Here is a 12,222-nt window from a genome sequence, read left to right as displayed (position 1 = left end):
CAGATTCTCCTTCTTGCACTTAAGCGACCGGCGCGTCGGGCGCAGGAGCTGCGTCCGGGACCGGTTTAGGACGCCCCTTCCGGAAATAGATGGGCGCAAAAGCCTGTTTCTGGTTCAGCTCGAGCTGGCCTTCACGCACGAGCTCCAGCGCGGCGGCGAAGCTCGAGGCGAACACCGTCGCGCGCTGCGTCGGATCGGCAACGTGACGGATCAGGAAATCGTCGAGCACACCCCAGTCGTCCTGCTCGCTGATGCTGCCGACCAGCCGCTCCAGCGTGGCGCGCGCCTCCGCAAGCGACCACACGGTGCGCTTGGCCAGATGCACGCTTGCCAGCACGCGCGACTGGCGCTGCGAGGCATAGGCGGTGAGCAGATCGTACAATGTCGCGGTGTATTTCGGATGCCTGATCTCGGCGATCTGCTCGGGCTCACCGCGCGGGAAAATATCGCGCAGCAATTGCTGACGGTTCATCAGCCGGTTGGCGGCTTCGCGGATGGCTTCGAGACGGCGCAGGCGGTTGGCGAGCGCGGTTGCCATCTCCTCGGCGCTCGGGCCTTCCGCGCTCGGAGGCTCCGGCAGCAGCAGGCGCGACTTCAGGAAGGCGAGCCAGGCGGCCATCACGAGGTAATCGGCGGCCAGCTCCAGCCGGATCTTCCGCGCGGCTTCGATGAAGTGGAGATATTGGTCGGCCAGCGCCAGGATCGAGATCTTGGCGAGATCGACCTTCTGGTTGCGAGCAAGCGCGAGCAACAGGTCGAGCGGGCCCTCATAGCCCTCGACGTCGACCACCAGCGCCGGCTCATCCTCGGCGAGCTCTGCGGGCCGCCCGGTTTCAAACGATAGGATTTCTGCGGTCATGCGGATGCCGTGTTTGCGCGTGCGATCAATGCGTCCAGCTCAGTGCGTGCGGCCACGCGGTCGAACGGTTGCGGTGCCCTGCGTGCGGCGAGCGCGGCTTTCGCCCGCGCCAGCGCCTTGCCGGACAATTCAGGTGTCTGGCCGGCGACCTCGCGCATCTCCTCGATGTTGCCGTTGCAATGCAGGGCGATGTCGCAGCCAGCCGCGAAGATGGCACGGGTCCGTTCGGCAATGCTTCCCGCCAGCGCGTTCATCGAGACGTCATCACTCATCAACAAACCTTGGAACCCGATTGCGTCGCGAATCACCTCGGCGATCATTGTCGCAGATGTCGTCGCCGGTTGGGCGGGGTCGACCGCGCTAAACACAACATGTGCAGTCATGGCCATCGGCAGATCGGCCAGCGGCTTGAACGCGGCGAAGTCGGTCCGTTCCAGCTCGGCCCGCGGCGTATCGACCGTCGGCAGCTTGAAATGGGTGTCGGCGGTGGCCCGGCCATGGCCGGGAATGTGCTTGAGCACCGGCAGCACGCCGCCCTGCTCCAGCCCCTCGGTGACCGCGCGCGCGATCGCCGCAACCTTGCCCGGTTCCGTGCCATAGGCCCGGTTCCCAATGACGGCATCGGCCCCCGCCACCGGCACGTCAGCCAGCGGCAAGCAATCCACGGTAATGCCGAGATCGGCGAGATCGGCCGCGATCAGCCGGGCGCTGAGGCGCGCGGCGGCGAGGCCAAGTGCCGAATCAATGTCGTACAGGTTCGAGAAAATCGCGCCGGGCGGATAGACCGGCCAGTGCGGCGGCCCAAGTCGCTGCACCCGTCCGCCCTCCTGATCAATCAGGACAGGCGCATCGGGGGCGCCTGCAACCGACCGCAATTCCGCAACCAATGCAGCAACTTGAGCAGGGGCCGCGACATTGCGCTTGAAGAGGATGAAACCCCATGGACGTTGGCCACGGATAAACTCCCGCTCGGCGGCGGTCAGTTCCGTTCCGGAAACGCCGGTAATGAAGGCCCGCGTGCTCATAACGGCCGATTAACCCTGCCCCGTCAGGGGGTCAAGGAATCGGCGGATAATACTACGGGATAAAGCACTGCCCGCCGGCCGCCATCAGCTCCTTGCAGAACTGGCTGGCTTCCTGCCGCGTCCGGTAGGGACCGACCAACGCACGGTACTTCACCTTGCCATCCGACAATTCGGTCCGCCTGATCACCGCCGAACGGGAGCCCAGAACCGACGGATACTTGCCCTGCGTCACGCGGTACGACTCCCTGGCCGCCGCTTCGGTGTCCTGGGACGAAACCGACACCATGACGCCCTGGCTCTCGGGAGCAGCGCTTGGCGCGATCTGGGTGGGAGTGGTGGCAGCCAACCGCTGCGGGGGTTCGGCGGCAGGCGCGGGCTGCGGCGCCAGCGAGAGCGGCTGGTTGGCGCTGGCATTGGCCGAGGTCGGCGGGTTGCGCGGAGCGGCCGGTGCTGCGACCGGCTTCGGCGGAGTTGCCGGTCTTGCGGCCGCAGCCGCCTGCGGCGTGCCGCTATCGGTCTGATCGCCCTTCACAGCGACGGTCCGGATCGGACGCGGCGAATTGTTCGGAAGCGTCCCGTTGCTCGCGATCGGACCCGCACTTGGCGGCAGGGCCGCGGACGGCGAAACGCTCGCCACCGGCGGCGGGTTCGCATTCGGGTTCAGCGGCGGGAACACGACGCGGGGACCACCCGCCTTGGCGTTGACGTCGACAGGCGCCTCCTCGCGCGGCACGATCTTCTCGGCACCATCGCCGGTGACCATGCGATCGGGCACCTTGGCCGAGGAATCCGTGGGCGCAGGCACGATCTTGGTCGGCGTGTTATCCGCTTTGATGATTGGCGGCTCGCCGCTGCGGGGCGACCCCACATAGGTCTTGTAGGCGAAGGCCGCACCGGTGCCGACCACGGCAAGCGCCAGGATCGCCGCGACCGTTATCATGCCGCCGCGCTGCTTCTTCGGCTCGTCGAGATCAGCCTCGGGATAATCGCTCTGGAATGCGTAGGGATCGTCGGGATAGGCAGGATCGCGCTGATAGTCCTGCTCGCCCGCCTCCAGCCGGCCATAGAGCGCATCGTCGTAACGCGCCGGATCGGGCTGCTGATACGGCTCTTGATAGGCTTGTCCTTGGTCAGCCTGATCGTGCTGCTGGTAAGCCTGATCCTGGTAGGCTCGCGCCTGATAGGCGTGATCCTGATAGGCCTGCGGCTGGTGGAAATCAGGCTCGGGCGCGGTCGGCTGAGCAGAATAGCGATGCAACGGATGAACCGGGTTGACTGAAACGGGATAGTCAGGCTCCGGCGCGGGGGCCGGCTGCGGCTGCACATTGGCGCGCCGCATCCATGAGGGCGGCCCGGGCGGAGGCGGCGCAGCCTGCTCGGCATAGTCCTGCTGATAATCGTCCTGAGAATAGTCGTCGCCCTGATAGGACTGGGTGGGCGCTGGCGCAGCCGGTTGGGCGCTGGGCCGTCCCTGAGCTGCAAACGGATCGGTCTGTCCGATCAGGCGGGCGAGTTCGGCCAAGGGGTCATTTTCCACCTTGCCATGCTGGTCGCCACCGCGACCATAGTCATCGGAGGGAAACGGTCTGTCCTGATATCGATCGGCCATCGTGATGATGCGTCCCTTCGGGAAAGCCGCGCGCCCCTCGACCAAGGCGCGGCTTTCGACCCACAAGACTTTCAACCAAGTCTAAGCGATCCGGCTTCTGCCGGTTACCCCCAAAATTCCCCTTAAGTAGTTCGCCCCAAACTACCGCATCTCGTCCGGGGCATGGACGCCGAGGATGGCGAGGCCCGATGCCAGGACAGAGACGACGCCCTGGACCATGGCCAGTCGCGCCTTTGTAAGATCTGCATCATTATTGATAATGAAGCGTAAATAGGGCAAATCGCGCCCCTTCGTCCAAAGTGCGTGAAATTCGCTCGCTAAGTCATAGAGATAAAAGGCAATCCGGTGCGGCTCGTGGGCCGCGGCGGCGGCTTCCAGCATGCGCGGAAATATTGCGAGGCGCTTGAGAAGATCGAGCTCGACCGGGTCCGACAGCCGTTCCACCGCCGACTCACCGAGCCAGGCGATGCGCTTGCCGGCATCCTCCGGAAGGTCCGGGAACACCTCGGCCCGCGCGTTGCGGAAGATCGAGTGGCCGCGGGCGTGGCCGTACTGCACGTAGAACACGGGGTTGTCGCGCGACTGTTCCATGACCTTGGCGAGGTCGAAGTCGAGCACCGCGTCGTTCTTGCGGTAGAGCATCATGAAGCGGACGGCGTCCTGGCCGACTTCATCCACCACCTCACGCAAGGTGACGAAGTCCCCGCTCCGCTTCGACATTTTGACCGGCTCGCCATTGCGCAGCAACTTCACGAGCTGGACGATCTTGACGTCGAGCGCGCCCTTGCCTGACGTCGTCGCCTTCACCGCCGCCTGCATGCGCTTGATGTAGCCGCCATGGTCGGCGCCCCAGACGTCGATCATCTCCGCAAAACCACGGTCGAACTTGTTCTTGTGGTAGGCGATGTCGGACGCGAAGTAGGTGTAGGAATTATCCGACTTGATCAGCGGACGATCGACGTCGTCGCCATAGGCGGTCGCCTTGAACAGCAGCTGCTCGCGGTCTTCCCAATCCTCGACCGGCGCGCCCTTCGGCGGCGGCAGGCGGCCTTCGTAGATGTCGCCCTTGGCCTTGAGGAAGTCGATGGTCTCGGCGACCTTGTTGTTGCCAGTCTCGATCAGCGAGCGCTCGGAGAAGAACACGTCGTGACGGATGTTGAGGGCCGAGAGATCGTCCTTGATCTCGTCCATCATCATCGCGATCGCCTTGGCGCGCACGGTCGGCAGCCATTGCGCTTCGCTCATCGCGAGGAGCTTGTCGCCATGCTCCTTGGCAAGCACCTGCCCGACCGGCTTCAGATAGTCGCCCGGATAGAGTCCTTCCGGAATCGCGCCGATGTCCTCGCCAAGTGCCTCGCGATACCTCAGGAACGCCGAGCGCGCGAGCACGTCGACCTGGGCGCCGGCGTCGTTGATGTAATATTCGCGTGTGACGTCGTGGCCACCGAACTCGAGCAGGCTCGCCAGCGCGTCGCCGAACACGGCGCCGCGGCAATGGCCGACATGCATCGGCCCGGTCGGATTGGCCGAGACGTATTCGACGTTGATCTTGGAGCCGCCGCGGACGCGGCCGTAATCGGCGCCCTCGCGCAGCACCGTCCGCAGGGCTTCGGCCCAGGCGGCGGGCTTCAAGGTCAGATTGATGAAGCCCGGGCCGGCGACGTCGACCTTGGCGATCAGCGCGTCGGCGCGCAGCCGCTCGGCGATCTGCTCGGCGAGGTCGCGGGGCTTTGCCTTTGCCTCTTTCGCAAGCACCATCGCGGCGTTGGTCGCCATGTCGCCATGGGAGGCATCGCGCGGCGGCTCGACCACCACGCGCGAGAAATCGATGCCCTCCGGCCAGCTGGCGTCCGCGGCGAGCGCGCGGCAGGCGGCGTGCACGCGTGCGAGCACGTCGGCGAACAAATGCGGTGCTGAGGATGTGTCGGGCATGGCCGCCGCCTAACGCAAATCCGGCGTCGAGTCAAAGAGCCGCTGGTGTTCGGTCAGGGCGAAGCGGTCGGTCATTCCGGCAATGAAATTGCCGATCCGGCGCGCCCGGTCGCCCTCATCATCCGCCTCGGCCCCCAGCAGCCATTCCGGCGGCAGCTCGGCCGGCGATTTCAGGTATTTCGCGAACAGATCGAACAGGATCTGTTCCGCCTCCCCCATCACCCGCATCACCCGCTTGTGGCGGTACATGTGCTGGTACAGAAAACGCTTGATGGCGGCCTCCTCCTCGGCGACCTCGGCGGGGAATGAGATCAGCGCCCGGCTTTGCTGGCGCACATCCTGGGCCGATTGCGGTTTCACGGCGGCAAGGTTCTTCTGTGCCTCCGAATAGACCGCGCCGATGAGGTGCGAGATCAGCTCGCGCACCAGCTCCGCGCCGCGCCTGACGTCTTCGAGGTCGGGGTAATGCGCAGAGGTCTCGGCGATGATCTCCGCGGTGAGAGGCATCACCTTGAGATCATCGAGATGGAACAGGCCCGCACGCAGGCCGTCGTCGATGTCATGGGCATCATAGGCGATGTCGTCGGCGATCGCAGCCACTTGTGCCTCGAGCGAAGCAAAGCTCCACAATTCGAGATCGTAGGTCTTGATGTAGTCGGCGATGCCGACGGGAATGCCGTGCTCGCGATAGTGACCGACCGGCGCGCCGCTGCGGTCGGTCAGCGGGCCGTTGTGCTTGACGATGCCCTCGAGCGACTCCCAGGTCAGGTTGAGCCCGTCAAATTCAGGATAGCGCTGCTCCAGCGAGCCGACCACGCGAAGCGCCTGGGCATTGTGGTCGAAGCCGCCGAAATCCTTCAGGCAGGCATCCAGCGCCCGCTCGCCGGCATGCCCGAACGGCGGATGGCCGAGATCATGGGCCAGCGCCAGCGTCTCCGTAAGGTCCTCGTCCAGCCCGAGCTGCCGGGCCAGCGCGCGGGCAATCTGGGCCACCTCCAGCGAATGGGTCAGCCGGGTGCGGTAGTGGTCGCCCTCGTGGAACACGAACACCTGGGTCTTGTACTTCAGCCGGCGGAACGCGGTGGAATGGATCACCCGGTCGCAATCCCGGCGGAACGGGCTCCGGGTCCGGCTCGGCGGCTCGGCGACCAGCCGGCCGCGGCTGCGATCGGGGTCGCAGGCATAGGGCGCGCGGGGGGCTGCCATTCCGACGGACACGGCGAATTTAGTCCCTATCCATTTGATTCTGCGTATGGTGGCACTTAACTATGCCGGACGCGGGATACCAAATGAATTGGGCAAGTGACCTAGGTATGACCGCGGGCCTATCGGAGACGAGCTATGACGACTGCTGTGACCATCAGTGACCGCGCCGCACGCCGGATTGGGGAGATCCTCAAGGGCGAAGGCACAGGCGCGATGCTGCGCATCTCGGTCGAAGGCGGCGGCTGCTCCGGATTCCAGTATAAGTTCGACATCGACCGGGACCGCACCGACGACGATCTCGTGATCGAGCAAGCGAATGCGGTGGTGCTGGTCGATTCCGCCTCGCAGCCGTTTTTGGCGGGCTCGCAAGTCGATTTCGTCGACGACCTGATCGGCGCCTCGTTCCGCGTCAACAATCCGAACGCGACGGCGTCCTGCGGCTGCGGCACCAGCTTCTCGATCTGACCTGACTCAAAATCTGAAAAACAACCCCATGCACAGTAGCCGGTAAGCCGGCACGATCAACTTCGTATCTTACGAAAATAATTGGACGTGTCTTGCAAAACAGGGGTCACGTACTCGATGGAGTATTATGTGTGAGTCGTGACACCATCCCACGCTTCTTCATCGTATCCGATAAGCCAGTTCAAAGCGTGGTGTCTTTCTTGCGTCACGCCAGGATTGAGACCCGCCGGTACCTGCTGTCCCCTAATACGGGCATTTCTAACAGCCCAGTGGTACCTGTAGATCAGATCGGCCTGATCAAGAATGTCGGCGATCGGACGAAGTTCGGAGTCTTCGATGAACTGAGAGGTTGTCCTTTCGGCCATCGTCCCAGCGGCGAATCCCACGTCGCAAATCTGAGCTGGCTTTCCTAATTGCGCCACGAAGCCCAACGCCCAAAGCAGAGTCCAAGCGGCTTCGTGCCTCCAAGTGAATTGAATCCGGTCGTGCTGCGAGGGGGACTTGTCGAGCACGAAAGCGAGCTCCCGGGGAGTCAGATGTGGCCGGAGTTCGTATGATTCCAGAAGTTGTTCAACTAGCTCTTCCCCAAGCCCTTCGCCCTTTGCAGCAACGAAAAGGACGCAAAGAGTGCGCAGTGCGACTTCTTCTTTTGATCGTTTCAGTGCCTCAGCCGCGCTCTCAATAACGGGTAATGTGGCAAGGACAGGTACGCCCTCGGCTCGAAGGATCTCTTCTGACCTGAGCTTTCTATCGATAGCTTCCGCTGAGACCCCGCTATTGTCCGCTGACAGCCCCTCATTCATCGCGCCCCCCAACACCTGTGCAACCTAAGATATCACGAGGCACCTTCCAGCGACAAGATCGAGCATTCCATCGCAACCGCTTGGAGCGCATGCCAGACTGCGGCCTCGCCGTGGCGCGCCAGTAGTGGAAGACAATTATCCAATGCGCATGATCGATCGCCTGCTCTGTTGCCTCACCCTCTTCGTTGCAATCGCAGTCCTCCCCGTGCCTCCCGCGCGCGCGGCCGAAACCTGCCCGTTCATCAGCGCCAAGGAACTCGCCGGCGCGATGCCGGCGCTCAAATGGTCGCTGAATTCAAATCAGGACGGCCGCGGCTGCATCTATCATGGCGGGCGCGGCGACACGATGATGTTGACCGTGTTCCGCAATCCCGACAAGGACCACGCCAGGGAATTGTACGCGACCTTCGTCAAGACGCTTGGCGAGCGCATGCCGCTTAGCGCAGTGTCCGGGATCGGCGAAGAAGGCCAGGGCGGAACGAGCGCCGCCGGCGCGGAGCGCCAGGAGGCCTCGGTCGTCGCCTTGTCCGGCGATTACATTCTGCAGATCAGCGTCTATCCGATCGGCCGCCGTGCCGACGGCGCGCTGCTCGGACCGATCACCCAGGCCGCGCGCGTCGCCATTGGCAATGTGAGCAAGACCAGCGAGCGGTTCGGCACTTGTGAATGGCTCACCCCTGGGGATGCCGACGGTTTCCTCGACAAGAGCACGCTGCAGGTCCAGCGGACCGGCGCGGGCAGTTGCATGATGTTCGATCGCGAGGCCAACACCATGGTCGTCGCGGTGATCGCGACCTCGCGCGACACCGCCATCGGCATGATGAAACGTCCGGGCCCCTGTCAACATTTGGCGATCCCCGAGCTCGGCAGCGAAGCGTTCGGCGAGCATTCCTGCACCAAGGGCAACGGCAATGCCGCCAACATCTTCGTCTGGAAGAACGGCAGGCAGGCGTCGATCCTGTTCGCGCCGGTCAAGCCGCATCCGGAGTCGGGCTCGGTCGAGCACCTGAAGGCGGTCGCCGCGCGGGTCTACGGAAAACTGTAGCGAATCTGACTGGCCTCAAGCGCCCGTCATCTGCCTTTCCTCGTCGGTCCACTCCACCTCGTCAGGCATCAGCTCCGGCTGAAGCGGCGCGTCTTCCGCGACCACGTGGCCGTCCAACGCACGCAGCAAGGCCGCGACCAGCGCGGGCTTGCGCAAGGGCTTTGCCAGGAAGTCCGACATCCCCGCCTCGCGGCAGATCTTGACGTCCTCGGGGAAGGCGTTGGCGGTCAGCGCGATGATCGGCTGGGATTCGAAGCGGCCGCCTTGCGCACGGATCGCCCGGGTTGCGGCAAGGCCGTCCATGTCGGGCATCCGTACGTCCATCAGCACGACATCGAAGTCGCCATCCGAGGCCGCCGCGACGGCCTCGACGCCGTCGGTGACGACGCGCAGCTCGACGTCGAAGGCCCCCAGCATCTTGCTCACGACCATGCGGTTGACGGCATCGTCCTCGGCGACCAGCACCTTCAGCGGCCGATCGAGCCCGGCGATGCGCGCTTTCAGCTCGTCGGCCTCGTCGCGGCCGTCCCCCTGATCGGAGGCCTGCGCCTGGCTCCAGGGCAATACCAGCGTGAAGCGGAAGGTCGAGCCCTCGCCCGGCGTCGAGGTGACGCCGATGGTGCCGCCCATCTGCTCGATGATGCGCCGTGAGATCGCGAGCCCAAGCCCGGTGCCGCCGAAGCGGCGGCTGATGGAAGCGTCAGCCTGCGCGAAGTCGCTGAACAGCTCCCCGACCTTCTCGGGCGCAATGCCGATACCGCTGTCGGTCACGGTCCATTCCACGGTCGCGAGCAGATCGCGGCGCGCCTGACAGGTCACGGCGATCGTGACCTCGCCTTCGTCGGTGAATTTCACCGCGTTGGACGCGAGGTTGAGCAGCACCTGGCGGATGCGCGCGACGTCGCCGCGCAGCGTCGGCGGCAGGTTCGGATCGAGCTCGACCTCGACCGTCAGCCCCTTGCCCTTGGCGCTCGCCCGCACGACGGTCGCGACCGTCTCGACCAGCGCCTGCGGGACGAAGTCGATCGCCTCGAATGCGAAGCGGCCGGCCTCGAGCTTGGACAGATCCAGGATGTCGTTGAGGATGCGCTGGAGATTGTCGCCGGACTCGCGGATCGTGGTGACGGCCTCGCGCTGCTCCGGATCGAGTTCTGTTTCGAGCAGCATGCTGGCAAGCCCGAGCACGCCGTTCATCGGCGTGCGGATCTCGTGGCTCATGACAGCGAGGAAGTCCGACTTGGCGCGGCTTTCGGCCTCAGCCTTCTCCGCGCGCCAGCGCTCGGTTACATCGCGTCCGAAGCCGCGATAGCCGAGGAACTGGCCATCGCGATCATAGGCCGGCTTGGCGGTGAGCGACCACAGCCGCGCCTCGCCGCCGGCGACGACCCTGAGGTTCATCTCGTGCAACGGCTCGGCATGTTCCATCAGGCCGACGATGTTGTAGGCGGCCGCCTTGTCCTCGGGGCAGAGCATGTCGAGCACGTCGGCGAATTGCGATCCCTTCAGCAGCGGAAGCGGCATTTGCGCGACGGCGGCAAAACGCTCGGGCACGTCGACCAGATGTCCTTCAGCGTCGGTTTGCCACAACCAGTCGCTGGCGTTTTCCTGGAAGTCCTTCAGCAGCAGCGAGATGATCTCGGTCTGCCGTTCGAGCTCGAGCTGGGCCTTGAGATTGCCAAGGAACAGGTTGCCCTGCGAGACGATGTTGCGCGCCATGAAGAAGGCAAACAGCAGCAGGAACACCGAGGTCGCCAGATACGGCCCGGCGCCGCACAGCAACAGCGCGCCGGCGCAGCCGACGGTCATGGTCGCGAGATAGACGAGACCCGCGCGCGGGAAGGTCGAGAGCGTGAACGCGCCCCCCGACATCATGCCGACCATCAGGCAGGCGAGAATAAGCTGGCTGGTCGGCTCGACGCGGCTGAACAGCGCCAGCGGCAGCGTGCCCCAGATCGCGGCGAGGAAGAACGCCTGCCGCAGCATGTGTCGCGCGGCGCGGGGCGAGGCCTCCGGCGGCGGGTTTTGATGGGAGCGTCGCCACGAGCGCACCGCAAGCGAGGCGGTGGCGGCGAGGGTCATGCCCCAGATCGCGAGGAAGTCGTTCCAGCCCCTGCCCCAGAACAGGATCAGCACGATGGCAACGTTGAGCATGGTGACGGCCATCGTCACGGGGATCAGCTGCGTCACCGCATTGATCTGCTTGGCGCGGATGCGGCGGAGCTCGCGCTCGCTGAGATCAGCGGTCAGGCCGTCCTCGATCTCGAAGCCGCCGAGCCAATACAGGAACGCGCCGACGAGGCCGTCGCGCGGCTCAGCTCGTTGTGAAGTTTTGACCGGCCATCCCATCCATGGAACCTTTTCCGTATCAATGGCCTGAGGCCCGCTTAAGCCGGGTTAATTTTGTGGGAGATTTTGCGGCGTCCTTGACGGGCACGTTTGCATTTTGTTCTAACAATCGCCCCTGCCCGGAGCCCGCCGACATGCCCATCAGAGTAGCCACCTGGAACGTGAACTCGGTCCGGCAGCGGATCGATCTGCTCCTGACCTGGCTGAAGGAGTGCCAGCCGGACATCGTCTGCCTCCAGGAGATCAAATGCGTCGACGAGGCGTTCCCGCGGCTGGAAATCGAGGCGCTGGGCTACAACGTCGTCACCCACGGGCAGAAGACGTTCAACGGCGTCGCGCTGCTCTCGAAGCTCCGGTTTGACGAGACCAAGTCCGGGCTCGCGGGCGACGATGAGGACGCGCATGCCCGCTTCCTCGAGGGCGTGGTGACGCTCAAGCGCGGCGTGCTGCGCATCGCCTGCCTGTACCTGCCCAACGGCAACCCGGTCGGGACCGAGAAATATCCCTATAAACTCAAATGGATGTCGCGGCTTCTTGAGTATTCGAAGGAGCGCCTCAAGACCGAGGAGCCGCTGATCCTCGCAGGCGACTTCAACGTCATCCCGCATGCCCGCGACGTCCACAACCCCGCCGCCTGGACCGAGGACGCCCTGTTCAAGCCCGAGACGCGGGAGAGCTTTCAGTCCCTGCTCGGCCTCGGCCTGACCGATGCCTTGCGCGCGGTCACTGACGAGCCCGGGCTCTACACCTTCTGGGACTACCAGGCCGGGGCCTGGCAGAAGAACCACGGTTTGCGGATCGACCATCTGCTGCTGTCGCCGCAGGCCAGCGACCGGCTCGCCAATGTCGGGATCGACAGCTATGTGCGGGCCTGGGAGAAGCCGTCGGACCACGTGCCGGTCTGGGCGGATCTGGATCTGGAGGCGGCGTGA

General features: G+C 64.6%; 10 protein-coding genes. 3 read left to right on the top strand and 7 right to left on the bottom strand.

Going from position 1 to position 12,222, the window contains the following annotated elements:
* Nucleotides 1-19: 19 nt before the first annotated feature.
* The 5 genes from AC1RR3_RS26960 to AC1RR3_RS26940 all read right to left on the bottom strand — a co-directional run bounded on the left by AC1RR3_RS26960 (nucleotide 20) and on the right by AC1RR3_RS26940 (nucleotide 6,643).
* Nucleotides 20-859, bottom strand: a complete 840-nt coding sequence (locus AC1RR3_RS26960) for a segregation and condensation protein A (RefSeq protein ID WP_492826313.1) — start codon at nucleotides 857-859, stop codon at nucleotides 20-22.
* On the bottom strand, nucleotides 856-1,884 hold the full coding sequence (gene nagZ / locus AC1RR3_RS26955; protein ID WP_492826312.1) for a beta-N-acetylhexosaminidase: 1,029 nt from the start codon (nucleotides 1,882-1,884) through the stop codon (nucleotides 856-858). Before nagZ ends, AC1RR3_RS26960 begins: the two co-directional genes overlap by 4 nt.
* A 52-nt stretch (nucleotides 1,885-1,936) precedes the next feature.
* The gene (locus AC1RR3_RS26950) at nucleotides 1,937-3,493 is read right to left on the bottom strand and encodes an SPOR domain-containing protein (protein WP_492826310.1); all 1,557 of its coding nucleotides are present in this window, start codon (nucleotides 3,491-3,493) and stop codon (nucleotides 1,937-1,939) included.
* 141 nt (nucleotides 3,494-3,634) lie between these two features.
* On the bottom strand, nucleotides 3,635-5,425 hold the full coding sequence (gene argS / locus AC1RR3_RS26945; RefSeq protein WP_492826308.1) for an arginine--tRNA ligase: 1,791 nt from the start codon (nucleotides 5,423-5,425) through the stop codon (nucleotides 3,635-3,637).
* Between the two features lie 9 nt (nucleotides 5,426-5,434).
* On the bottom strand, nucleotides 5,435-6,643 hold the full coding sequence (locus AC1RR3_RS26940) for a deoxyguanosinetriphosphate triphosphohydrolase (RefSeq protein WP_492826306.1): 1,209 nt from the start codon (nucleotides 6,641-6,643) through the stop codon (nucleotides 5,435-5,437).
* Between the two features lie 123 nt (nucleotides 6,644-6,766).
* Between AC1RR3_RS26940 and erpA the strand changes: the two genes are divergently transcribed.
* A complete protein-coding gene (erpA, locus tag AC1RR3_RS26935; protein ID WP_148753764.1) occupies nucleotides 6,767-7,096 on the top strand; it encodes an iron-sulfur cluster insertion protein ErpA in 330 nt (109 codons plus the stop codon).
* A gap of 125 nt (nucleotides 7,097-7,221) precedes the next feature.
* Here erpA and AC1RR3_RS26930 read toward each other — a convergent pair whose 3' ends face one another.
* Complete coding sequence (locus AC1RR3_RS26930; protein ID WP_492826304.1) at nucleotides 7,222-7,899, bottom strand: DUF4272 domain-containing protein; 678 nt, start codon at nucleotides 7,897-7,899, stop codon at nucleotides 7,222-7,224.
* Between the two features lie 142 nt (nucleotides 7,900-8,041).
* Between AC1RR3_RS26930 and AC1RR3_RS26925 the strand changes: the two genes are divergently transcribed.
* Entirely contained in the window at nucleotides 8,042-8,944 is a 903-nt protein-coding gene (locus AC1RR3_RS26925) for a hypothetical protein (RefSeq protein WP_492826302.1), read from the top strand.
* A 15-nt stretch (nucleotides 8,945-8,959) separates the two neighbouring features.
* On the opposite strand, the gene AC1RR3_RS26920 is transcribed toward AC1RR3_RS26925, so the two are convergent.
* Entirely contained in the window at nucleotides 8,960-11,290 is a 2,331-nt protein-coding gene (locus AC1RR3_RS26920; RefSeq protein WP_492826301.1) for an ATP-binding protein, read from the bottom strand.
* A gap of 134 nt (nucleotides 11,291-11,424) precedes the next feature.
* Here AC1RR3_RS26920 and xth point away from each other — a divergent pair, with 134 nt between their 5' ends.
* Entirely contained in the window at nucleotides 11,425-12,222 is a 798-nt protein-coding gene (xth, locus tag AC1RR3_RS26915; protein WP_492826299.1) for an exodeoxyribonuclease III, read from the top strand.

It is taken from the genome of Bradyrhizobium sp. GW821-FHT13H05, assembly GCF_058804065.1.
Note: the sequence above shows the minus strand (reverse complement) of the source record. Positions and strands in the feature narration are given on the sequence as shown.